A 25,646-nucleotide genomic window follows, 5' to 3' on the forward strand; every position below is an offset into this window, starting at 1 on the left:
CTCGTTAACAAGTGAAATATCTTGTTACAAACTTGCATAAGTTAACCAAATCTCCTACTTTTGCCATCATAAACAAACGAACAGGTCTCATAAGTCTTCGGACATTATAAAATACTTACATGAAAAATATATTGGTAAGCGGAGGTGCCGGTTTTATAGGTTCGCACCTATGCACACGGTTAATTAACGAAGGGCATCATGTCATATGCCTGGACAATTTATTTACCGGTGCTGAGGCAAACATCGAACATCTGAAAGACAATCCTCTTTTTGAGTTTGTGAATCATGATGTTGAGTTCCCCTATCATACTGAGGACCTTGATGAGATTTACAATCTGGCTTGTCCGGCATCGCCTATACATTACCAATATGATGCAATCAAAACAATTAAGACTTCCGTGCTGGGAGCCATTAATATGTTGGGATTAGCCAAGAAGACAAATGCCAAGATTTTGCAGGCCTCAACGAGTGAGATATACGGAGATCCGGTGGTGCATCCCCAGGTAGAAAGTTACTGGGGAAATGTAAATCCGATTGGTCCCCGTTCTTGTTATGATGAAGGAAAGCGTTGTGCCGAAACTTTGTTTATGGATTATCATCGGCAAAATAACATCCGAATCAAAATTATTCGTATCTTTAACACGTATGGTTCGAGGATGTTGCCGAATGACGGTAGGGTAGTTTCTAATTTTGTTGTTCAGGCATTGAAGAACAGTGATATAACAATCTATGGAACCGGAGACCAGACGCGCAGCTTTCAATATGTTGACGACCTGATAGAAGGTATGGTGAGGATGATGAATACGGAAGATGAATTTATCGGTCCGGTGAATCTGGGAAATCCGAACGAATTTTCTATCCTCGAATTGGCGGAGAAAGTGATTCAGTTGACAGGATCCAAGTCGAAGCTGGTGTTCAAGCCACTTCCGCATGACGACCCTAAACAACGCCAGCCGGATATTACGTTGGCGAAGGAAAAACTGAACTGGCAGCCAACCATTGAACTGGAAGACGGCCTGCGCCGGATAGTTGAGTATTTTAGAGAATATCGTTATATAGATTAGTAGATAAACGGGAAAACAATATAGTATAAGATGAATATGGAAATAAATCCTTCTGAGTACAAAATTCTCATCGTTGACGATGTGATGTCCAACGTATTACTGTTGAAAGTACTCTTGACAAATGAAAAATTTGCAATCGCTACGGCAAGTAACGGTCGGCAAGCATTGGAGCAGGTAGATAAGGAAAACCCGGATTTGGTGTTGCTGGACGTAATGATGCCGGACATGAGTGGTTTTGAAGTGGCGCAGCATTTGAAGGCTAACCCGAAGACTGCGGAGATTCCTATCATCTTTCTGACTGCACTGAACAGCACGACAGATATTGTAAAAGGTTTCCAGGTGGGGGCAAACGACTTTATCTCCAAACCTTTCAATAAAGAAGAGCTGATTATCCGTGTTACCCACCAGATTTCACTGGTAGCTGCCAAGCGCATTATTCTGAACAAGACTGAAGAACTGCAACGTACCATTGCCGGACGTGACAAGCTTTATTCGGTGATTGCTCATGATTTGCGTTCTCCTATGGGCTCCATCAAGATGGTGTTGAACATGTTGATACTGAATCTGCCGCCAGAAAAGATTGGTGCTGAGATGTATGAACTGTTGACGATGGCTAATCAGACGACAGAAGATGTATTCTCTCTGCTGGACAACTTGCTGAAGTGGACAAAGAGCCAGATCGGTAAGTTGAATGTAGTATACCAGGACATCGATGTGGTGGAAGTGGTAGATGGAGTAATTGACATCTTCAACATGGTAGCCGGTCTGAAGAAGATTACAATCCGCGAAGAGAAGCCGGAAAAACTGGGTGTTTTCGCAGACATTGATATGTTGAAAACGGTAGTGCGTAATTTGATCAGTAATGCTATTAAGTTCAGTAACGAAGGTTCTGAAGTGCTGGTGAAACTGGAAGAAAAGGATGGCATGGCAGTGGTCAGTGTACAGGATCATGGTTGCGGTATCGACGAAGAAGGACAGAAGAAACTGTTGCATACAGATACCCACTTCAGTACGTTTGGCACGAACAATGAAGAAGGTTCCGGTTTGGGACTGCTCTTATGCCAGGATTTCGTGGTGAAGAATGGCGGTAAGTTGTGGTTCACTTCCAAGAAGGGTGAGGGTTCTATATTCAGCTTTTCAGTTCCGTTGAAGAAATAATTGATGTACTTAATAAAAACAGACCATCTGTTGAGGTGAAACAGATGGTCTGTCCGAGTCATATAGACCGTCTGTTTCAAGTGAACAGACGGTCTGTTTTTTTATCGTTTGCACAAATCTCTGAAATCGCAAAACTCACACTTCTTTGTATCTTCTGTTTGGGTGAAAGGTTCTTCCGGATTATATATCTCTTGCAGAAGATTTTGCAGACGTTCGCGAAACTCATCTTCGTAGAAAGCAAAGTTGTTGACCGGTATCTTCGGTTGGCGTGGTTCTCCCATTTCGATGACGGGGGAATAAGTTTCCGATGCTGCGCGATGGATGTAGAGTAGGGAAGGCGCTACTTTCAAAGGCTGCCTGTTGCACATGATAGATGCATACAGGAAGGTTTGGAAAATGTAGTTCGGACGTCCTTCTGCGGGAGTGAAGAGTTGCCCGATGTTTTCGGGAGTTTTGGGAGTGCCGCCGGTTTTATAATCCACAATGCGCAGCGTATCTCCCTTGCTGTCCATACGGTCGATGGTTCCACCGATATTCAGCGTCAGTTTTCCCTGTGGAGTTTCTATCTCCATGATTTCGTTCACCGGCTCTTCCATACCTTCCATAGAGAAAGGGGCGTATTGTAAGTCATTGCGTAGCAACTGGCGGAGATAGGACGTGATGACTTTGGCATTGATGAGTTGCGTACCGTTATATTCCGGTTTCTCGCTGGGGGCAACGTGGAAAAATTCTTCCTTGAAAGCTGTGTCTACATAATTTTGCAGTTTGATATCGTTACGCAGCAATTGTTCCAGATCTTCTTTCCGTATTTCTTTTCCATTGGCGGTCAAGTCTTTGTATGCTAATTCGGCCGAGCGATGGAAGATGGTACCGAATAGTGCGGAGTCTATCTCGGCACTTACTTCATCGGGAGCTTTCAATCCGGCTACGTAGCGATAGTAGAACTTCAGCCGGCAATCCAGATAGGCATTGAGGGCGGAGGGGGAGAAAATAGCTTTCGGATGACGGGTGACGTCGTATCTTCTATACATCCTTACGATGATTTCCGGTGTTTTTTCAATGCTGATATCTCTACCGCTTTGGGGAGATTGTCCGGCTTCAAGATATTCGCGAGAGATGTCATGGGGCGATTCTACGAGGAATTGCAGCATGAAGCGGGACATCTCTCCACGGTTCAATCCGTCTGAAGAGGTATTATATAATAAGGTGATGTTCTCGGCGCGTTGTATCAATCGGTAGAAATAGTATGCATACACGGCATTCTTATGTTCGATGGTGGTCATGCCGAAAGCTTTCCGCAAGTTGTAGGGGATGAAAGAGGACTCTCCGCCTGCTTTGGGCAGCTGCCCTTCGTTGAGGGAAAGCATGATGAGGTTACGGAAATCGAGGTTACGCGTTTCCAATACTCCCATCACCTGCATACCGATGGCCGGTTCGCCATGAAAAGGTATATTCGAGGTAGCAAGCAGTCGGCAGAGAAGACGCTTCAGGGGATCGACCTGCAAACTTAAATCCCCATTATCGATAAGGCTGAGTAAACGGTTGACGATTGTATAGCTCTTGAATAAAGATTCCCGGTAAAGCTGGTTGAAGATGTCCTCTGTTTCTGCCTCTGGCTCCTGACGATAAAGGACAGATACTTCACGCAACATATCCGTAAGGTATTGGCACAGAGCTGATATCCCTCTTTGCGGAGTGAATATTTGCTCCAGAAAAGCGTCTTGTTTCAATTCGGACGGCAGGGGATAGAAGCGGTTATCTTTGGTCAGCTGTTTCTCCAGGTTTTCGGCGGAATCAGATAGCTGGCGGGTATAAGGATGTTTCAGTACGGTTTGTACGGCTTCGTATAAGTAGCGTCCGGTATCTGTCCGGTAACCGTTGGTTTGTAATTCAATCAAGGCATTGATGAAACTATAAACAGGAGTTTGTGCCAAGGGGAATCCCATAGTGATATTTACATTCTTTACTTCGGATGGGATGGAGTGCAGTACGGGCAATAGCAGTGCTTCGTTGCAAAGCACTACTGCATTTTCTTTTTCTTTGAATGAAGAATGAGGATTTTCATTGATGCTTCGTAGCCATTCCGGCAGATAACGTGCTTGGGCATTTTCAGTAGGTGCGGAGATGAAACGGACTTTTTTAGGATTCCTCAAGATATCGAATGCTGTTTCGGGCAGCTCGTTAGGAAAAATCTGCATGTTGCGGAGGATAAATTCTCCCGCTTCGTGGGTGTAGGGTGGAGTTTTCTCACGGGGCAGCCGGGTGTAGAATATATCATAATCCCAGTAGAACAGTGCTTTTCCCGCGTCATGCAGGCGTTCGAAGAATTTGGTTTCTACTTTATTCAGTACGTTGAAGCCGACAAATACATATCGGTCATATTTCAACTTATCCGGTTGCAACTCTTCCATCACCTGGCGATACATCATACCTTCGTAGGCAATGCCGAGTTCTGCAAGGTTATCGCGGTAACGGCGATAGATATCACCAAGTTTGTCCCACAGAGAAATGAACTTCTCTTTGAGCTGCGTCCTCTTTTCGATGGAGAAATTCTGAAAGAACTGGCGGATGGCTTCTTCCTGTTCGGAATCAAGAAAGTCATAATCATCCATGATATTTTTCAGATCCTGGAGGTTGGAGAACAGACGGTCGGCATCTACAAGATTCTTGTCTACATCATCAAAATCACTGATCAGCAACTCGCCCCAGAAGTAAAAATCATCGAGCGTTTCTTCGCTGCGGGTTTCTTCGCGAAATACTTTATAGAGTTCGCACACCAGGCGGATAGGGTCACCCAACTTCCAGGGAGAGAGTTGCCGGAACAATTCGCTGATGCTGACGTATGCGGGCGACCACAACGGACGGTCGCTCTGCGCTGCCAGATATTCATTGAAGAACAGGCTGGCACGTTTGTTAGGGAAAACGATGGCAACCCGTGACAAGTCGTTTCCTATCTTTTGGTGTAGGTCTTGGGCAACTAATTGGAGAAATGTTTGCATATTATCAGAGTCAATTACATCTATTTTTCAATACAGTCTTAACTTATTGAAGGTGGAACATTACCGGAACCATGTATTGTACACGTACCGGTTTACCTTGCACCATACCGGGAGTCCATTTGGGCATGGCATTGATTATACGTAGCGCCTCTTTATCCAGATAAGGATCAACGCCGCGATGTACCGTTGCATTAGTGACACTTCCGTCTTTTTCAACGATAAATTTGATAGTTGTCCGTCCCTGAGTTCCGTTACCTTGATAAACGGGAAGTTTTAAGTCTAATATTTCTTTACTAATGAATTGCATTAATGCAACCATTCCTCCGGGAAATTCGGGCATTACCTCCGGTGCATTATCCTTATTTGTGGCATATATTGTAGTATCCTGTAGGGAGATCTCTTGTGCAAGAGAATCCGGAGGGAGAATTCTTATAACCAGTGGTTCCTGTATCTCGGGAATTACTGTATAGTAACCATGCGGAGCTTCGGAATTGATTGATTCTGCACAGGCAGGTTGAGGCATCATTGTCGATAATCCTGCCGATATACCGAGTAGGGCGATTACTTTCCCTGTCATCCGTTTTCGTTCCAGTTGTTGCTCCAGATAGTGCACTTCTGCCTCACACTTGGGGCACGTACCTGAACAGTCTCCCTTGTACTGACATTCGGAAGTGATATACTCGATGTCATTCGCTTCAGCAATCTGCCGACGGATATCTTTTAATATCCTGCAAGTCTGTTTTCCTCGTTTCATGTATTCTTGTTTTGAGGTTATACGTTCTCTACTAAATCTTCTTCCACATACCACAGGTAACCTTTTATGTTCTCTGCCGGATAGCCCATACGGACAAGCAATTGGATATATCCTTTCACCTGCTTGTTGTACTTCTTATTCTGCTTTCCAAACTTGAAGTCTACGATGACAATTTCATTGCCGCGCATCATCACACGGTCAGGACGGCGGGTATGCAGTTCGCCGTTCTCTTGCCAGATGATGTCGCATTCATTGAATAACTGCCAGCTTCCCGAGTACCAGTCCTGCACTTGTGGTAAAGAGAAAGCACGGTGAGTCAGTTCCCGTATTTCCGCTTCCGTTTCCGGCTTGCCGATGATCCCTTCGAATACGAGTTGTGTAATGGCATTGTCAATATCGTCTTCTGTTTCAATTGCAGAGAAAAGTGTATGCAATAATCGTCCCCGGTTTATGAAACGGCTGTCGGATTCTTCCTCATCAACTCCCTGGATGAAATCTGCAGAACGGTTTGATTGCCGGAATTCGATATCATGCCTCATGCTCTCCATATGTACGGGAAGTTTGTCAGGTTTCTGGGCGAGGCGGTTGAGTATGTGTTTGGTGGACAAGTGCTTATCCGTCTTTACGGATGGACAAAGCTCTCCACTTTCGTAAGGTTCTTCTTCATCCCAACTTTCTTTTCCTTCCTTAGCCGCTACCTGTGGCAGTGCATTGGCAAGCAGTTCGGACATTGTTCCTTTCTGTCCCTTTTTACTCCATAGAATCAGGTTCTTTCCGGCACGGGTGAACGCTACGTAAAGCAGGTTAAGATTGTCTACCCACAGTTGCAGACGTTCATGCAGATAATCCTTCCGGTATACGGATTCGGCCATGGTGGAAGAATAATTTACCGGAACAATGTCGAGCGCACTGAATGGTGCATCAGTGGGCGAACACCATATCAATTGATTATTGGTTTCGTTCTCTAATTTCCAGTCGCAGAAAGGAATCAGGACGGTGTGGAACTCCAGACCTTTCGATTTGTGGATAGATAGAATACGAATGCCGTCCATTTCACCGCTGGGAATGGTTTTATTGCACAATGTCTCTTCCCAGAAAAGGATAAAGGCATCCAAATCCGACGAATTGTTTTGCAGATACTCCGTTACGGCATCAAAGAAAGAGAATAGATAAGCGTCTTGTTTCTCAATCCGGTTCATCCCGAACAAGCTGAAAAGTTCTTCCAGCAATTCGTATAGCGGCATTAACCGGAGAGTCTCCATGTGTGAAACGAACTTTTCCGGTAGACTGTCCTGCGGGGCAGCGGTCAGCAAAGCATCCCAGTTGATAGTTGTATCTTCGCTTCCTTCCTTTTTTATTTGCAGTTTATAATTGGTAATCAGCGAGGCCCGGGCAATTTTATCTTCCGGATTCGAAAGATAACGCAAAGCATCTATCAGCATGCAGATTGCCTGGGAAGCGTCTAGCCGGAATGCTTCGTCAGAGACAACAGGCAAGTGCATGGTCTTGTCGAAATAGTCGGCAATAGGAGGGATGCTCTTATTTTTGCGTACCAGGATGGTGATATCATTCAGTTTCACACCTGCATTCAAGAGCCGTTGTACTTCTTCCCCCAATGCAATAAGTGTCATCTCCACGTAATTATGCTCTTCGTCAGGTTTCAGAAAATCGACTTTGACATATCCTTTCGCTTCTGTCCGTGGTGACTCTTGTGCTACATCTGCATAAGCCCGTTGCAACGGCTGGCAATCTTCTTGCAGTTCTTTCAGGTGAAGCATGTTTAAGTACTCCACAGCAGCCGTAAACAGGAAATTGTTGAACCGGATGATATTGGTTTCACTTCGGCGGTTTGTCTTCAAGGTTTCCACACGTATGGGAAAGTTGTTAAGTTGAGAATTGGCTGCGCTGTCTGTGGGTTTGCCACTTGTCAGTTCGTCCAATATTTTCCAGTCACCGTTCCGCCAGCGATAGATGGACTGTTTCACGTCACCCACAATCAAACTGTCGGCTCCTTGTGAAAGACCTTCCAGCAGCAGGATTTTAAAGTTATCCCATTGCATTCGGCTGGTATCCTGGAACTCGTCAATCATTACATTCCGGATATTGGCACCGATTTTCTCGAATACGAATGAAGAGTCTCCGTCCCGTACCAGGTTATGGAGTAGGGCATTGGTGTCTGACAACAAAAAGCGGTTATGCTCCCGGTTCAGTTCACGAACTTCTTCGTCGATGTGCGCAAGCAATTGCAATTTATTCAGATGTTGCAGTGACAATCGGCAACTGTTTACAATCTTGTTGTTTCTTGGCCGGTAAGTTTCCGCATCTTGCAATATAGGAAGCAGACTTGTTTCGGCAAGATGGATAATATCATTTTTCCGTGCTGAAGTTTTGGTTGCCCAGTTCTTAGCGTCGTCCAGGCTGTTCCTTAATGTTGCGTTCAGCGTATCTTTATCTGATAACCGCCCGTCCCGCAATTTGCGGAAATAGCTGCCTATCCCTCGGGCTCCGCCTTTCAGGTCTTCGGCGGTAAGTGCGTGGGCTTCCAGTTCGCCCGTGAATTGGTCGTAGAAACCTTTCATTTGTTCCAGGGCTTCCGTCTCCATTTCGCGCAGTTCGTTACGGTATAATTTGATGGTATCCGGCTGTCTCAACTGCTGCCGAAGCCCTTCTCCACGTTCTATGTAGCCTTCGTCGAAGATGTTCCATCCGAAACGTTTGATTTCATTGGAAACATTCCAGCGCTTATCATCGGCGATACGCTCATTGATGTAATCCAGCAACCATGCCAGTACGGGAGAAGACGGTGTCAGCTTTTCGATGAGGCTGTCCACGGCATCACTCAGTACATCGGCATTGTTCAATTCAATGTTCAGATTGGGGCTTAACTCCAGTTCGCGGGCCAGATTGCGCATGACGGACTGGAAAAAGGAGTCGATGGTTTCTACACGGAAGCGGCTGTAATCGTGCAGCATATATTGCAATGCTGTCCCCGCTGCCCGGCGGATATCGGGATCGGATAAGTTTTTTCGTTGCAGGTCTTCACGGATGCGGTTCAAATAGGGTTCCGATGCCGGATCGTTTACCCAGATGCCATAAAGTTGCTGTAGGATACGCTCTTTCATTTCCGCCGTGGCTTTGTTGGTAAAGGTCACGGCAAGTATCTGCCGATAAGCTCTTGGGTTCAGAATCAAGTGTTTGATGTATTCTACGGCCAGGGTGAATGTCTTTCCTGAGCCGGCTGAGGCTTTATATACTAATAATTCCATGTCGATTTGCGGGATTGAACTTTGCTACAAACATACGCAAAAAACATGGAATTATCAGTATTCTCTGTACTTCTTTATTTCACTTCTTCCAGATAGAGCACCCGGCTGGAGTAATCATTCTGTTTGTGATAGTCAACCCTGTGATTATAAGGTATCTCCAAACCGTTTGCCATTAGATAGGCTCCGCTGAACACTTTTCCTTCAAAGCTTAAGGGTTCATTGTCTATACGGTTCAGTTCGTGCACTTTATACAGCTTGTCAGGAGATAGCCCCGCCATATTTACGCGTGGTAAATGCTGGTTGACGAAGTGTTCCGTTTTCCACCAGTAGAATACGGCTTTGTCCTTTTCGGGAGTTACATACATCATGGATGCCGCACCTTGATTGTCATACGGTGACAACAGGCGGTAGATATCACCCATCTGCACAAGCGGGCGAATCGCTTTGTATTCCGCTATTGCATTTTTGCAGAGTGCCTTTTCCTCTTCAGTCATGTTCTTTGGTTGTATTTCCATGCCCAGGCGGCCACTCATTGCCACGTCAATCCGGTATTTCAGCGGAATTGTGCGGAAAGTCTGATGATTGGGCGCAGCGCTGATGTGCGAAGCCATGGCGATGGCCGGAAAGAAATAGGAGGTTCCCCACTGCATATAGACGCGTTGCAGTGCATCCGTATTATCGCTTACCCAAAATTCGTCGAAGTAGGGAAGTATGCCGTAATTGGCACGGCCGCCACCGCTGGCACAAGCTTGTATGGTTAATTCCGGGTACTTGGCACGTATGCGCTGGCACACTTTTTCGAGTCCGCGATGATATTCGATGTACATATGGCTTTGATTGTCTTTCGTCAGATAGTTGGAACCATGATTCATGATAGACATATTTGCATCCCACTTGATGTAATCTATTTCAGGATATTTGGTCATCAGATCGTCTACGATGTTGAATATGAAGTCCTGAACTTGCGGGTTAGCAAGGTCGAGTACTATCTGCGTACCGCCACGTCCCAATACCAAGTCACGCTCAGGCGCCTTGATTGCCCATTCGGGATGTTTCTCATACAGTTCGCTGGTGATATTCGCCATCTCCGGCTCTATCCATATACCGAACTTGATACCGTGCTTTTCTGCGCTCTTCAACAGCCCCTCAATGCCGTCGGGCAACTTGTTCTTGTCAACCACCCAGTCGCCAAGTGAAGAACTGTCGTTTTTGCGGGGATATTTATCACCGAACCATCCGTCGTCCATCACGAACAACTCACCGCCCATAGAGGCTATGTCACTCATCATCTGATCCATACCCGTCTGGTTAATGTCGAAATAAACACCTTCCCAACTGTTCAGCAGAATCTTTCGGGGGACGGTGCCGTTGGCTAATTTATGAAGGCGTGCCCAACGGTGAAAGTTACGGCTGCTTCCACTCAACCCCTCGTTGCTGTATGTCAATGCAAGTTCGGGAGTGCGGAACACTTCGTCTTTTTTCAGTGAATAGGCAGAGTTTTCTTCATTGATACCGGCAAAGAAACGGTGGTATTCATCATCATGCGTATCGATGCGCAACTTGTAATTGCCACCGTAGCAGAGAGCAGCTCCAATGACATTGCCCGTATTCTCCCGAGGCTTTCCATCAAGGGCGAACATGATTTCGGCGTGTGAAGTATGTGCGTTGCGTACACCATCTTTGTTCTTGATGACTTTCATTCCCGGTTCCAGCAATTCCTGACATAAACGGCCTTCATTAGCCCACGAACCGTATAGGTGCGATAACCAGACTTCACCACGGCGGATAGGCAGGAAGCCTGAGGCAAACTGATTGAGCGTGACCGGTTTCTTTTCCTGATGGCGGATTTCGGTCCATGTTTCGATGACGTCGGCATCCTGATAAGTCCGGTAGCACACATTTACATAAAAAGGATATACCTTGTCTTTCATTTCGATGACGGTTACCTCTGCGTTTCCTTCCTTGACCGTCTTGACCTGTACGATTTCCATCTGCAAAGTCATGTTGCCATCGGCATGTTTCACGGCAAGGGCGGATTCTCCGGGACAATTCAGTCCATATACCGGATATGCGGGCATATTGGGAGTGCCTGCAAAGTCAATGTTCTGCAAGTCCGTCTCCGAAAGTTTATTGCCGTAATATACATGCTTCAGTTCGCCGCCGATAGGGGCTGAAAGAATCAGGGATGTCTTGGGAGTAGTCACACATACATTTTGAGAGAACAGGCTGCCGGTCAGCAGCAATGCTCCGAGTAATACATTCATTCGTTTTCTGATACTCATGTTTTTCTTCTTTTTTAGATTTCTGAATATTAATAAGTGTGACAAAAGTAGGCAATTCCGGTTAGATGCATTGGTATCCTTTTATCATATATTGATACCTTTTGTCGTATTACTCTATTTCCGTACCCTCAAATGTACATTCTTTCATCTGGAAGTGCAGTTCCTTATCCTGCCGGGTACTCCAGGGGAAGAGGCGGACATGAAGGCGTTCATTCGGTTTTAAGGTAGTATTGACGGAGAATGTCAGTTTGCCTGGTGCTTCTGCGGCGCGTTGTTGTTCTCCTAAATCCGTGCGGGGATAAAAGTCTTTTCCACGTGCATAAGCTATGCGATAACAGACTTCACCTTCCAGAGTGAAAGATATTTGGCGGACAATGAGAGGCTTTTCCTTACCTTGTATGATGATTTCTACATATCGTTTGCCGTCTTCGTCAATGTCGGCAGGCCATTCTCCGGTCTCTATGGTGATGCCTTTGTCGGTTTCTACCAGTCCTTTTACTGACATTTTGGTACAATTGCACGTAACGGGAAGCTGATGGGTTATTTCTTTACAAACCGCATTTACCGGAAGCAGACGTTTACTGTTTCCATATATAATAGATATAACGGTCGAAATATTTTCTGCACGGGTAGGGGTGAAGTGCAGATAGAAACATTGGTTCCACAGTTTGCCATTCGTATAAGATAGTTCTATCATTTTCTTTGGAGTGGCCTCCGGGCTGTCGGATAACATCATATCCTGTGGAGCTTCCAGTCGCAAAGTTCCGGTAGAGGGAGATAATTTTAATCCTGTAAGGTCGAAACATAAGCTCGCTTTGTCCCCCACGTAAACGGTTTGGAAATCGAGTTGGGTAGGATTCAGGATGAGTGGAGCTTCGGCTTGGATGTAAGATGACAGGATGCCTTGCTGTTTTAGTCCTTGTGCGGCAAGTTGGGCATAGCAAGCAGCGCCGGTTGCTTGTGTATGAGTGCCGTCTGTCGGTACATATATACATTTCACGGTGGTTGTTTCCCCCAGCTGCTCTGCAAAGTTTTTGGTCAGTGCGGTGATGTCAATCAGCGGGACTTTTTTCTCACGTGCCACGTGCTTCATTACGCGCACATAGTTAAGGGTTGAATCGTCAGGGGCAGTGCCTATATCGTGACATCCCTTCGGACTGATTGTGCCTTCTTTGGTGAAATAGCGTCTGATGATAGGAGTGATGAAAACCGGGTTACCGCCCAGTGCCTTTGTTTCATCTGCATATTTTTCCAGGAAAGATTTGTAGGTAGTCCACGGTGCTGTCCCCCTTCCGTCGGCTCCGTCTTTACCCTGTTCTTTTTCATCATTGTGTGCAAACTGGATAAAGACATAATCTCCCGGTTTCAGGTTGTTTTTCACTTTGTTCCAGAGTCCTTCCTCGCAGAAAGAACGTGAACTTCTGCCTCCACGGGCATAATTGATGACTTTCACTTCGGGAGAGAAAAATTCCTGTAACATCTCTGCCCAGCCACGGGTGCGGGTAGTGTTTTCTACATAGTCGGCCATTGTGGAATCTCCAATGGTGTGTACTGTCAGTTTCTGAGCATGCATACTTGCTGCGCAGATAGCGCTGGCAGCAAGCATAAGTATTTGCCTTTTCATGGTGTTGTATTTTAAAGTTCTATATTTTTGTATTCACAAAAATAGATGCTCTCTTTGTGATAGACAATAGCAGGAATAAATAGTCTATTAAATAGAACAAATAATACTCCAATTTCCGAATCAGCAGCGTGAATGAAGGCAAAAAGAGAGAGAACAGAAAAGAAAAGACGAGATATATAGGTTTATGCAGACTGGGAATGAGACATATAGGCATAAAAAAAGGAGTACCGCTGTACTCCAACCTTTGTTAACCTTAAATCTAATACTATGAAAAACACAGTGCAAAGATACGGACTCTTGGGAAATCTGCAAATTATCCAAAGAAAAAAGTATGTTTTATAACACTTATTAGTAGAAATCCACCATCCTTCTATTTATTTTAAGAAAAATCCCTTTTCTCTCTATTTCTCTTTTAATAAATCCTCCATCTTCAACAGTTCATCACGATATTGCGCCGCCTCGATAAAGTCGAGCTTCTTGGCAGCCTCTTGCATGAGCTTTCTGGTGCGTTCGATACTTTTCTCCAGTTGCGGGCGAGACATATATTGTACAATGGGGTCGGCTGCGATGCTGGCAGTACTTTCCTGTTCGATGTAGGGGCGGGGAGCGGTGGCTGCACCTTTGTCGGCAAAAACTTCTTCCGTTGTGGCATTGGCAGCAAATACATTGAGGTTTTTCGCTTTTTTGATTTGTTGTGGCGTGATGCCGTGCTCCTCGTTGTATTTTAATTGCTTTTCACGACGGCGGTTGGTTTCGTCAATTGTCAATCGCATACTATCGGTGATGCGGTCGGCGTACATGATGACCATACCATTCACATTACGGGCTGCACGTCCGGCAGTCTGTGTCAGTGAACGGTGGGAACGGAGGAAACCTTCTTTGTCTGCATCGAGAATGGCAACGAGCGATACTTCGGGGAGGTCCAGGCCTTCGCGTAGCAGGTTTACACCGATAAGTACGTCATATAAACCTTCGCGCAGGTCGCTCATGATTTTTACACGTTCCAGCGTGTCCACATCACTATGGATATAGTTACACTTCACATTATTATTCAGAAGATATTCCGTCAGCTCTTCTGCCATGCGTTTGGTAAGAGTGGTAACAAGCGTGCGCTCATTGCGTTCTATGCGTATCTGGATTTCTTCCATCAGGTCGTCTATCTGGTTATGGCTGGGACGTACTTCAATGATCGGGTCCAACAACCCGGTGGGGCGAATCACCTGTTCCACAACGATACCTTCCGATTGAATCAATTCATAATCCGCAGGCGTCGCACTGACGTAAATCACTTGCTTCGCCATTTCTTCAAATTCTTCAAATTTCAGCGGACGGTTATCCATAGCCGCCGGAAGACGGAATCCATACTCAACAAGATTGATTTTGCGGGCCCGGTCACCGCCGTACATTGCGCGTATCTGCGGCACACTCACATGGCTTTCATCTATAACAATCAGAAAATCTTCCGGGAAGAAGTCCAGCAGACAGTAAGGCCGGGTGCCTGCGGCACGTCCGTCAAAATAGCGCGAATAGTTTTCGATGCCCGAACAGTGTCCCAATTCGCGTATCATTTCCATATCATACGTCACCCGTTCTTGAAGTCGCTTCGCCTCATATGCCCTTCCCTGGCTTTCAAACCATTGCACTTGTTTGTGCAGGTCGTCTTCTATCTCATGAATGGCCCGGAGCGTGGCTTCTTTGGTGGTCATAAAGAGATTGGCAGGGTATATTTTGTAAGCATCAAAACGGGCGATGGTCACACCGCTGATGGGGTCCACTTCCTCGATGCTGTCTACCTCGTCTCCCCAGAAAATAATACGCAGCAGATTGTCGGCATAGGCCAGGTAAATGTCCACCGTATCTCCTTTTACGCGGAAGTTGCCACGGTTTAAATCAATGTCGTTGCGTACATAAAGACTGTCTACCAGACGGCGCAGGAATACATTCCGGCTGAATGTTTTACCTTGTTGCACTTCTATCACATTTTCATAGAAATCCGATGGGTTACCCATACCATATATGCAGGACACGGAAGAAACGACCACTACATCTTTTCGTCCCGAAAGTAGGGAAGAGGTGGCCGCCAACCGCAACTTGTCGATTTCGTCATTGATGGCGAGGTCCTTTTCTATATAGGTATCAGAAGAAGGAAGATAGGCTTCCGGCTGATAGTAGTCATAATAAGAAACGTAATACTCCACGGCATTATTGGGGAAGAAACCCTTAAATTCGCTGTAGAGTTGAGCCGCCAATGTTTTGTTATGGCTTAATATTAACGTTGGTTTATTGATGTTGGCGATCACGTTGGCGATGGTGAAAGTCTTACCGGAACCGGTGACACCAAGTAAAGTCTGTGCAGGAACTCCCTGAACCACGCCGTCAGTGAGCTGTGCGATAGCTTCCGGCTGATCACCGGTCGGCTTATAAGCGGATGTTAATTCAAATTTGTTCATTTTCTCTCCTTATGGACGGCAATATTCGGGAAAATACTTGAGATAAACAAAATTTTTTTATTCCTTTGCAGGAAATAAGTACTAATAATAACCATCAATGTAATACAACGAAGACATGATTTGGAATGAAAGTATCGAATGCATGGATCGCGAAAGCCTTCGCAAAATCCAGAGCATCCGCCTCAAGAAGATCGTGGAGCATGTTTATCACAACACTCCTTTCTATCGTAAAAAAATGCAGGAACTGGGGATCACCCCGGATGACATCAACAGTATAGACGATATCGTCAAGCTACCTTTTACTACGAAATACGACCTGCGCGATAATTATCCTTTCGGGCTTTGTGCCGTCCCCATGAGTCAGATAGTGCGTATCCATGCTTCATCTGGCACGACCGGTAAACCTACCGTGGTAGGATATACGCGTAGGGACCTTTCAGCGTGGGCAGAATGCTTGTCGCGTGCTTTTACTGCATACGGTGCGGGCAGTTCCGATTTTTTCCATGTAGCATACGGATATGGCCTGTTCACCGGCGGACTGGGTGCACATGCCGGTGCCGAGAATATCGGTGCTTCCGTCATCCCGATGTCAAGTGGCAATACTGAAAAGCAGATTACCCTGATGCATGACTTCGGTTCTACGGTGCTTTGCTGCACCCCCTCTTATGCACTTTATCTGGCGGATGCTATCAAAGACTCCGGTCTGCCCCGTGAAGAATTCAAGTTGCGGATTGGTGCTTTCGGTGCGGAACCCTGGACGGAGAATATGCGTCACGAGATAGAAGAAAAGTTAGGCATTAAAGCCTATGACATATATGGATTGAGTGAAATAGCCGGTCCGGGTGTAGGGTATGAATGTGAATGTCAGCATGGCACCCACCTTAATGAAGACCATTATTTTCCCGAAATCATCAATCCGAATACCTTGGAACCGGTTGCTCCGGGTGAGACGGGCGAACTTGTCTTTACTCATCTCACTAAGGAAGGTATGCCTCTGTTGCGTTACCGCACGAAGGATCTCACCGCTTTGCACTATGACAAATGTCCTTGCGGGCGTACGCTTGTCCGTATGGACCGCATTCTCGGACGTAGTGATGATATGCTCATTATCCGTGGTGTCAATGTCTTCCCCACTCAGATAGAGTCGGTTATTCTCGAAATGCCGGAATTCGAGCCGCATTATCTCCTGATAGTAGACCGTAAGAATAATACCGACACTATGGAATTGCAGGTTGAAGTTCGTCCGGAATACTATTCGGATGAGATTAACAGAATGCTGGCATTAAAGAAGAAACTGGCATCCCGCCTGCAGAGTGTACTTGGTTTGGGAGTGGATGTCCGCCTGGTTGAACCACGCAGCATTGAGCGTAGCGTGGGCAAAGCCAAACGTGTAATCGACAACCGTAAACTTTGATAATTATAAATTATTTAATAATTAAGATCATGGTAGCAAAACAACTTTCTATTTTCCTGGAGAATAAGTCCGGTCGTTTGACTGAAGTGACTGAAGTGCTTGCGAAAGAAGGTGTCAACCTTTCCGCTCTCTGTATTGCTGAGAATGCTGATTTCGGTATTCTTCGTGGCATCGTGTCTGAACCGGATAAGGCATATAAAGCTTTAAAAGATAATCATTTTGCCGTGAATGTGACGGATGTTGTAGGTATCAGTTGCCCCAATATTCCGGGCTCACTGTCTAAAGTTCTGCGTTTCTTGTCCGATGAAGGCGTTTTCATTGAATATATGTATTCATTTGCCAACGGTAATACGGCAAATGTCATCATTCGTCCTAATGATATGGAAAACTGCATCCGCGTGCTGACGGAAAGGAAAGTAGATTTGCTTGCAGCAAGTGATTTATATAAATTATAATGACCATTTTTTAGACCGGCTATAATTCCGGTTCGTCGTGAATAGACAGGCGTTTGTCGGTCATTTTCTGGTTTTTGAAAAATTAAGGTTCGTATCGTTGCTTTATTCGATGCGAACCTTTATCTTTGCACATTATTTGAAAAGCTAAGAATGAAGAAGAACATCTTAATAACTTTGCTTGCAGCGGTATTGCTCTCCTCGTGTGGAGAATATAACAAGCTGTTAAAAAGCACCGACTATGAGTATAAGTATGAGGCGGCAAAGAACTACTTCGCAAAGGGGCAGTACAATCGTGCAGCAACATTGCTGAATGAGTTAATCGCTATCCTCAAGGGTACAGACAAAGCAGAGGAATCCCTCTATATGCTGGGTATGAGCTATTATAATCAGAAAGATTATCAGACGGCAGCTCAGACTTTCGTCCAATATTATAATGTATATCCCCGTGGTACATTTACCGAACTGGCACGTTTCCATGCAGGTAAAGCATTGTATTTGGATACTCCGGAACCTCGTCTCGACCAGTCGGGCACATACAGTGCTATTCAGCAATTGCAGATGTTCATGGAATATTTCCCGCAAAGCTCAAAGAAGGAAGAAGCCCAGGACATGATTTTCAAGTTGCAGGACAAACTGGTAATGAAAGAGTATCTCTCTGCTAAATTGTACTATAATTTGGGTAACTACTTGGGTAATAACTATCAGTCTTGTGTGATTACTGCACAAAATGCTTTGAAAGACTATCCTTACACGAACCTTCGCGAAGATTTGTCCATTCTTATCCTGCGTGCCAAATATGAAATGGCTATCTACAGTGTGGAAGACAAAAGAGCGGAGCGTTATCGTGAAACGGTGGATGAATATTACGCTTTCAAGAATGAGTTTCCTGAAAGTAAATATATGAAGGAAGCCGACAGGATATTCAAAGACTCCGAGAAGATATTGAATGATGATAAACAGATTTAGGATAATATTAATTTAGATATTTATGGATTACAAGAAGACAAATGCTCCTGGCAGTACGGTTACCCGTGACATGATGGAGTTGTGTGCGGATACCGGTAATGTGTATGAAACCGTATCTATTATAGGTAAGCGTGCAAACCAGATCAGTGTGGAAATCAAGAATGACCTTTCCAAGAAGTTGGCAGAGTTTGCTTCCTACAATGATAACTTGGAAGAAGTATTCGAGAATCGGGAGCAAATTGAAATTTCACGCTATTATGAGAAATTGCCGAAACCAACGTTGATTGCAACGCAAGAATACGTTGAGGGTAAGATTTACTATCGCAACCCGGCAAAAGAAAAAGAGAAATTACAGTAAATGAAATTACTATAAAGGTGTGCCCGAGTAAAATTTGCTTGGGCACACCTTTGTTGTTTTAACCAAGAAAAGAGAGTATGATACAACGAATTCAATCTGTTTATTTATTGATTGTGACGGGTTTGCTGATAGCGGCCATGTGTTTGCCCGTGGGGCAGTTTATTGCTGCAGACGGGGTTACCGAATATGTTTTCAAGCCATTGGGCGTAACGCTGGTGGATAATGCTTTTCAGTCTACGTGGGGTCTATTCGGAATACTGTTTTTAAGTACTGTCATAGCATTCTGTACTATTTTCCTGTTCCGTAACCGTATGTTGCAGGTGCGTATGACGATATTCAACAGTATTCTTCTGATAGGATATTATGCGGCATTTTTCGTGTTTATGTATATGCTGAAGGATGATCTCGATGCAATGTCTTTTCAGTTGGGTTGGGCACTTTGTCTTCCCGCTGTTTCTATCATATTGAATTATTTGTCTTTCCGTGCTATCTATCGTGACGAACTGATGGTGAAAGCTGCGGATAGTTTCAGACTGAGAAAATAAAAGAATTATAAAAAAGAGGACGCCCCGAAACTTCAATGAAAAGTTCCGGGGCGTCCTCTTTTTATATATGTAAATCTCTCTTTAATACTACTTTTTAAGGTCGAACAGATAAGTTATTTTTGCTACTATAGTTCCATGTGCCGAACGGTCGAAATAGTCTTTCTTGGTACTTTTATAAAAGTCGGATAAGGCATAATAGTACCTTCCCTCTACCAGGAAATTACCGGCTTTAGTACGTAATTCCAATCCTGCGCCGCCCGTAATACCATAGTCGAACTTGTTCTCTACATTCTTATCATGCTGTTCGGTAACCAGATTGTGGCTTGTCTTATCCCATGCGTCATTTTTCGTTCGGGTATCGCTGATAAAGAATCCTATCTGCGGTCCTGCGTGGACGAAGAATTGCACTCCCCGGTCTTTGCCGAATGCCAGATGCGCTAACAGAGGTATTTCTACATAATTCATCTTGCGTGTATATTGCAGTTCAGGGTAGTCTTCGCTATATTCATCCCAGCCATGCTGTGAGAAGTTCAACTCGATTTGTGCGCCGCAAATCATGCTGAAATACTTCTCTGAAATATAGCGGGCCGTTAAACCGCCGTTGATACCCATCAGGTTTTTCTGCCGGACAGTGGGAGAGAAGCTGACGCTGTTGAGATTGATACCGCCGTTAAAACCCACTGCAAGGTTATGGCGCTGTTCGCCTACCTGTGCACGACCGGGCAATGCCCATACAGTAAGTAATAGAGCGATTCCTATGATATTTTTTATCTTCATTATCTTCAGGTTTAGAAACTTCTGTTATTATCAATCGTAATCCAGCTTAACCAGTTCGTAGTTCTTGGTGAAGCGGACAAAGAACACTTTCTTGTTGATGAGCCCTCCCCAGTTGTTAACACGCTGGAACTTGAATCCGGTTTGGATAGGCACTAAATCCATCTGTTGCATATTCTTCTCTAACTCCGAACCGTAGCGCGACAAGCCTTTCAGGAAGAAATAACCGGTGTCAAAGCCCAGCATTCCGAACTTCGGATAACGCTCATCCATATCCTTGCCGTACCATCTGCGATAACTCTTGGTGAAGTTGATGGCTGCGGGCAGCAGGTTGTTGGTGTAGAATGATGAATAGAAATAGGTATCCAGTTCAAAGAACGCTTCCAGATGATCTTTGGTGTAAGTCTGCCATTCCGGGTAACCAAACAAATGAATGTTGCTTTCCGGATTATCGCGGACTAATAAAGTGAGTTGAGGAAGTATCTTTATCAGGGTTACATTGTTTCCCGATGTAGGGATGAATATATTTTCCCGGTCGGCACGCAGGACAGCTTTCAGTGATTCCACTGTTGCATCCTCTTTCAGCGACTTCATGGGGATGGAACGGTTTTTCAGTTCGTCTTTCAGCCCTTTGATAAATTCTACTTTATCTTTTGTACCCGTGCTTGCCTCAATAAAGATGACGTTTGCATTGGGGAACTGACGCACGAAATGATCATATACTTCAGAGTAAAGATAGGATTGCGGGGTGTTGATCTGATAAATGGACGGATTACGGAAAACACTGTTGTCCTTTGAAGTAAACGGTATCACCAAGCGGATGTCATTCTTCTGGGCGAAGTCTGCCAGCGGTTTGATATGCTGATGGTGCAACGGGCCGAAAATGATATCCATATCTTTCATTTCTTTTTGGGACAGCACGCTATTCAGAGAAGCATTTTCAGAACCGGAATTATAAGTATATAAATCAACGGAAACTCCGCTGCGCTTCAAACTGTCTACGGCCATAAGGAATCCTTCGTAATACTCTATCATACGGGCCGCTTCGCTTTTAGGAACATCCAGGAAAGGCAGTACGATGGCTGCTTTGATAGTGCTGAAACGCTCTGTAGCTTTCTTGTTTTCGCTAAACAGTTCGCTGTTGCTGGGAGTCACCTGCGGTTGAGCCGGAGTTGCCACCTGTGCTGTGGGGAAGGGGATGCAAAGGAATGTACCTTTCTTTATCTTGTTTTCACCTTTCAGTTCGGGGTTAGCGGCTATCAGTTCGGCTTCCGATATGCCATATTCGCGGCTGATGCTGTATACGGTTTCTTTCCGTTTCACTTTGTGCATCTCCTTGCAACGGGATTGTACAGGACCCTGGATGGGAGGAATTACGTTTTCTGTTGCAGTTTCCGTAGTTACTGCACCCGTTTCACCGGCGGAAGGGATGCGTATCACCTGGCCTATGCGGAAGTTCTCAGCACTCAGTCCGGGGTTGGCGTCACAAATTGCCTTGGCGGATACGCCATACTTGACGGTCAGCCGATAAAGTGTTTCGCCTTGCGCTATGGTATGGAAAGTCTCTGTCTGAGTATTGGCGGCTGTGCGCGGAATACGGAGTGTACGTCCTACGAAGATTTTTTCGTCGCTTCCGGGGTTCAACTTCACGATGTCCGACTGTGTGACACCGTACATACTGGATATGGAATAAAGGCTTTGCCCTTTTTCGATGGTATGCAGAAAATATGACTGGTTCTCTTGCGCAAATGCACCAAAACTGCATGCACCGGCAAGCAGCATGGAACAAAAAATCCGGTTAATCGTTCTCATTCGATATCGTTGGTTTATGTTTACAATTTCCCAAAGTAGCCGCAAAGGTAAGAATTTTGCCTAAAATTAACGAATGGAATGAGTTAAGAAATAATATTGTGCATTTTAAAACTGAAAATTTCTATGTATACGCTGATATTCGCACGGAAACCGTTATTTTTGCAGGTATTATGCGATGCGGATTGTTTTTATATATCGGTTGTGCGGCGATGTTGCTGCTCGGAAATTTACCGGTGTGGGCTGGCGGGGGAAGGACAGGACTGTTGGATATGTCTCCCGTAGCGATTCTGCTTTCTGAAAATGGAGCGATTCCCGAAGAAAGTGTCTCTGTTTATCCGGGTGATACATATACCGGTTCCGCTCCCCTTGAGTTCCGTTTTCTGTGGAAAGAGCCCGCTGAAAACGGAGATGCAGCGGATGAAAACGATAATCTTCGTTATGAGTGGAATTTTTCGCGTGATGCAGCTTTCAATGATATCTTCCTGACGCGTTTTGATGCTGAGACTATCTATACTTTCCAGGAGTCCGGCTTGTTCTATGTCCGCCTGATTGTGACGGATACGGAGACGGAAGACACTGAATCATCCGACGCTTTTGTTATCCGCATTGCAGAGTCGGAGCTGAAAGTCCCGAATGCCTTTTCGCCTAATGGAGACGGAGTGAACGATGTGTTTCGGGTGAAGCATAAATCGCTGGTCCGTTTCAATGCGTATGTCTTCAACCGCTGGGGGCAACAGCTTTATCATTGGGGATTGCAAAATATAGATGCCGGATGGGATGGCACGGCTCATGGTAAAAACGTTCCCGACGGTGTTTATTTCATTGTGGTGGAAGCGGAAGGAGCGGATGGAGTTGATTATAAGATAAAAAGTGATATTAATATATTAAGATAAATGGCTGAAGAAACAGAATACATCAATGTATATGGTGCGCGCGTGCACAATCTGAAAAATATCGATGCGGAGATTCCCCGTAACAGTCTTACTGTGATTACGGGATTGAGTGGAAGCGGTAAATCATCGTTGGCGTTCGACACGATTTTTGCCGAAGGACAACGCCGTTACATCGAAACCTTTTCCGCATATGCCCGCAATTTCCTGGGAAATCTGGAGCGTCCTGATGTCGATAAGATTACGGGATTGAGTCCGGTTATCTCCATTGAGCAAAAAACCACGAATAAGAATCCTCGTTCCACGGTAGGCACCACGACCGAGATTTACGACTATTTGCGTTTGCTTTATGCCCGTGCCGGTATAGCATATTCTTATCTGTCGGGCGAGAAAATGGTGAAATATACCGAAGAACAAATCCTCGATTTAATTCTGAAAGATTATAAAGGCAAGAAAATCTATATTCTTTCTCCATTGGTCCGTACCCGTAAGGGACATTATAAGGAACTGTTCGAGCAGGTTCGTAAGAAGGGCTATCTTTATGTCCGTGTAGACGGTGAGGTGCGGGAGGCATTGCCCGGCATGAAACTGGATCGTTACAAGAACCATGATATTGAAGTGGTTATCGACAAACTGATTGTGACGGATAAGGATGATGTCCGCCTGAAAAACAGTGTGGCTACGGCTATGCGGCAAGGCGACGGGCTGTTGATGATACTTGATTTACAGTCCGAAAATGTACGTCATTATAGCAAACGGTTAATGTGCCCTGTTACAGGTCTGTCTTACCGTGAGCCGGCACCCCATAACTTCTCGTTCAACTCTCCGCAAGGTGCCTGCCCTAAATGTAAGGGATTAGGGGTGGTGAATCAGATTGATGTGGAAAAAGTCATTCCCGACCGCGAGCTGTCTATATATGAAGGAGCTGTCATTCCATTAGGGAAGTATAAGAATAGCATGATTTTCTGGCAGATAGCCGCTTTATTGGAGAAGTATGAAGCTACCCTGAAAACTCCTGTTAAGGAATTGCCGGATGAAGCTATTGATGAAATCCTCTATGGTTCGGATGAACGTATTAAGATTAAAAGCTCCCTTATCGGCACTTCTTCCGATTACTTTGTAACGTTTGAGGGTGTGGTGAAGTATATTCAGATGTTACAGGAAAAAGATGCTTCCGCTACCGCGCAAAAGTGGGCGGAACAATTTGCCAAAACTACTATATGTCCTGAATGTAAAGGAGCGAGATTGAATAAGGAAGCATTACATTTCCGCATCCATGATAAGAACATTTATGAGCTTTCCTGCATGGATATCAATGAACTCTACGACTGGTTGATGAATGTTGATCAGTACCTTGATAATAAGCAGCAACAGATTGCCGTCGAGATATTAAAAGAAATCCGTACCCGTCTGAAATTCCTTCTGGATGTCGGATTGGATTATCTTGCCCTCGACCGTGGCTCGGTCACCCTTTCCGGAGGGGAGAGCCAACGTATTCGTCTGGCTACACAAATCGGCTCACAGCTGGTAAACGTGCTTTATATTCTCGATGAACCGAGTATCGGTCTGCATCAGCGGGATAACCAGCGGCTTATTCATTCTTTGAAAGAATTGAGAGATATTGGTAATTCGGTTATTGTGGTGGAGCATGACAAGGATATGATGATGGCTGCCGACTATGTTATCGATATGGGGCCGAAAGCCGGTCGCCTGGGCGGTGAAGTCGTTTTTGCCGGAACTCCGAAAGAGATGCTCGAAACGCATACACTGACCTCGCAGTACCTCAACGGTGAGCGTGAGATTGAAATACCTGCCAAGCGGCGTGAGGGCAACGGACATAGTCTGTGGCTTCGTGGCGCACGTGGGAATAATCTGAAAGGGGTGGATGTGGAATTTCCCCTCGGCAAGCTGATTTGTGTGACCGGTGTATCCGGCAGCGGAAAATCGACGCTTATTAATGAAACTTTGCAGCCCATCCTGTCGCAAAAGTTCTACCGTTCGCTTCAGGATCCCTTGGAGTATGGTAGCATCGAAGGACTTGAATACATTGATAAAGTGGTGAATGTGGACCAGTCTCCGCTGGGACGTACGCCGCGTTCTAATCCGGCGACTTATACCGGTGTATTTTCTGATATCCGCAACCTGTTCGTTGGGCTGCCGGAGGCTAAGATACGCGGTTACAAACCGGGGCGTTTCTCTTTCAATGTCAGTGGCGGGCGTTGTGAGGCCTGTCAGGGCAATGGTTACAAAACCATTGAGATGAATTTTCTGCCCGATGTATATGTACCTTGTGAGGTGTGTCATGGCAAACGCTATAACCGCGAAACACTGGAAGTGCGTTTTAAAGGAAAATCCATTGCCGATGTGTTGGATATGACAATCAACCGCGCTGTGGAGTTCTTTGAAAATGTACCGCAGATTCTGAATAAAATTAAGGTGATACAGGAGGTTGGTCTGGGATATATCAAACTGGGTCAGTCTTCCACCACGCTTTCTGGTGGTGAAAGCCAGCGTGTGAAGTTGGCAACAGAACTTTCCAAACGAGATACGGGAAAAACCCTCTATATCCTTGACGAGCCTACTACCGGACTTCACTTCGAAGACATTCGTGTACTGATGAATGTACTTAATAAATTGGTGGACAAAGGTAATACGGTGATTGTCATCGAGCACAATCTGGATGTTATCAAGATGGCGGATTATATCATCGATATGGGGCCTGACGGCGGTAAGGGCGGGGGACAACTCCTTAGTTTCGGTACGCCGGAAGAAGTGGCCAAGAGTAAGAAGGGATATACTCCTAAATTCCTTAAAGAAGAATTAAAAGGATAAATC

Annotated in this window: 17 protein-coding genes; 9 read left to right on the top strand and 8 right to left on the bottom strand. The window is 45.3% G+C overall.

The genetic code is table 11. The features are described 5' to 3' along the window. The first annotated feature begins 119 nt into the window (after positions 1–119). Both BUC01_RS16380 and BUC01_RS16385 read left to right on the top strand, forming a co-directional pair. On the top strand, positions 120–1,064 hold the full coding sequence (locus BUC01_RS16380) for a UDP-glucuronic acid decarboxylase family protein (protein ID WP_073314238.1): 945 nt from the start codon (positions 120–122) through the stop codon (positions 1,062–1,064). A 30-nt stretch (positions 1,065–1,094) separates the two neighbouring features. Next, positions 1,095–2,222: an ATP-binding response regulator gene (locus BUC01_RS16385; protein WP_025833935.1), complete on the top strand. Its 1,128-nt coding sequence runs from the start codon at positions 1,095–1,097 to the stop codon at positions 2,220–2,222. A gap of 101 nt (positions 2,223–2,323) precedes the next feature. Here the strand turns inward: BUC01_RS16385 and BUC01_RS16390 are convergent, their stop codons facing one another. The 6 genes from BUC01_RS16390 to uvrB all read right to left on the bottom strand — a co-directional run bounded on the left by BUC01_RS16390 (position 2,324) and on the right by uvrB (position 15,597). Next, positions 2,324–5,221 carry a PD-(D/E)XK nuclease family protein gene (locus BUC01_RS16390; RefSeq protein ID WP_073314240.1) on the bottom strand — a complete coding sequence of 966 codons (2,898 nt, stop codon included), beginning with the start codon at positions 5,219–5,221 and terminating at the stop codon, positions 2,324–2,326. A 43-nt stretch (positions 5,222–5,264) separates the two neighbouring features. Further along, complete coding sequence (locus BUC01_RS16395; protein ID WP_025833937.1) at positions 5,265–5,975, bottom strand: energy transducer TonB; 711 nt, start codon at positions 5,973–5,975, stop codon at positions 5,265–5,267. A gap of 17 nt (positions 5,976–5,992) precedes the next feature. Continuing rightward, positions 5,993–9,241 (bottom strand): UvrD-helicase domain-containing protein, encoded by a 3,249-nt coding sequence (locus tag BUC01_RS16400; protein WP_073314242.1) that lies wholly within the window; start codon positions 9,239–9,241, stop codon positions 5,993–5,995. A gap of 74 nt (positions 9,242–9,315) precedes the next feature. Continuing rightward, positions 9,316–11,523 (bottom strand): alpha-galactosidase, encoded by a 2,208-nt coding sequence (locus BUC01_RS16405; protein ID WP_025833938.1) that lies wholly within the window; start codon positions 11,521–11,523, stop codon positions 9,316–9,318. A 109-nt stretch (positions 11,524–11,632) separates the two neighbouring features. After that, a complete protein-coding gene (locus BUC01_RS16410; RefSeq protein ID WP_025833940.1) occupies positions 11,633–13,147 on the bottom strand; it encodes a rhamnogalacturonan acetylesterase in 1,515 nt (504 codons plus the stop codon). Positions 13,148–13,548: 401 nt separating this feature from the next. Beyond that, positions 13,549–15,597 (bottom strand): excinuclease ABC subunit UvrB, encoded by a 2,049-nt coding sequence (gene uvrB, locus BUC01_RS16420; RefSeq protein WP_025833941.1) that lies wholly within the window; start codon positions 15,595–15,597, stop codon positions 13,549–13,551. 115 nt (positions 15,598–15,712) lie between these two features. On the opposite strand from uvrB, the gene BUC01_RS16430 reads away from it, so the two are divergent. From BUC01_RS16430 to BUC01_RS16450, 5 genes are all read left to right on the top strand, one after another. Then, positions 15,713–17,011: a phenylacetate--CoA ligase family protein gene (locus tag BUC01_RS16430; protein WP_073314283.1), complete on the top strand. Its 1,299-nt coding sequence runs from the start codon at positions 15,713–15,715 to the stop codon at positions 17,009–17,011. 29 nt (positions 17,012–17,040) lie between these two features. Continuing rightward, the gene (locus BUC01_RS16435; protein ID WP_025833943.1) at positions 17,041–17,466 is read left to right on the top strand and encodes an amino acid-binding protein; all 426 of its coding nucleotides are present in this window, start codon (positions 17,041–17,043) and stop codon (positions 17,464–17,466) included. Between the two features lie 150 nt (positions 17,467–17,616). Further along, the gene (locus BUC01_RS16440) at positions 17,617–18,432 is read left to right on the top strand and encodes an outer membrane protein assembly factor BamD (protein WP_025833945.1); all 816 of its coding nucleotides are present in this window, start codon (positions 17,617–17,619) and stop codon (positions 18,430–18,432) included. A 22-nt stretch (positions 18,433–18,454) separates the two neighbouring features. Beyond that, positions 18,455–18,790, top strand: a complete 336-nt coding sequence (locus BUC01_RS16445) for a DNA-directed RNA polymerase subunit omega (protein WP_009127753.1) — start codon at positions 18,455–18,457, stop codon at positions 18,788–18,790. A gap of 77 nt (positions 18,791–18,867) precedes the next feature. Further along, complete coding sequence (locus tag BUC01_RS16450; protein WP_025833950.1) at positions 18,868–19,335, top strand: DUF4293 domain-containing protein; 468 nt, start codon at positions 18,868–18,870, stop codon at positions 19,333–19,335. A gap of 87 nt (positions 19,336–19,422) precedes the next feature. Here BUC01_RS16450 and BUC01_RS16455 read toward each other — a convergent pair whose 3' ends face one another. Both BUC01_RS16455 and BUC01_RS16460 read right to left on the bottom strand, forming a co-directional pair. Further along, positions 19,423–20,112 (bottom strand): porin family protein, encoded by a 690-nt coding sequence (locus tag BUC01_RS16455; protein ID WP_025833952.1) that lies wholly within the window; start codon positions 20,110–20,112, stop codon positions 19,423–19,425. A 30-nt stretch (positions 20,113–20,142) separates the two neighbouring features. Further along, positions 20,143–21,921 (bottom strand): muramidase family protein, encoded by a 1,779-nt coding sequence (locus tag BUC01_RS16460; protein WP_073314246.1) that lies wholly within the window; start codon positions 21,919–21,921, stop codon positions 20,143–20,145. A gap of 98 nt (positions 21,922–22,019) precedes the next feature. Here BUC01_RS16460 and BUC01_RS16465 point away from each other — a divergent pair, with 98 nt between their 5' ends. Together BUC01_RS16465 and uvrA are read left to right on the top strand one after the other, a co-directional pair. Next, the gene (locus tag BUC01_RS16465) at positions 22,020–22,814 is read left to right on the top strand and encodes a T9SS type B sorting domain-containing protein (RefSeq protein WP_025833954.1); all 795 of its coding nucleotides are present in this window, start codon (positions 22,020–22,022) and stop codon (positions 22,812–22,814) included. Further along, on the top strand, positions 22,815–25,643 hold the full coding sequence (gene uvrA, locus BUC01_RS16470; RefSeq protein WP_073314249.1) for an excinuclease ABC subunit UvrA: 2,829 nt from the start codon (positions 22,815–22,817) through the stop codon (positions 25,641–25,643). Positions 25,644–25,646: the final 3 nt, after the last annotated feature.

Origin of the sequence: Bacteroides stercorirosoris (assembly GCF_900142015.1) — a bacterium.
In the GTDB taxonomy this organism is placed as follows: Bacteria; Bacteroidota; Bacteroidia; order Bacteroidales; family Bacteroidaceae; genus Bacteroides; species Bacteroides stercorirosoris.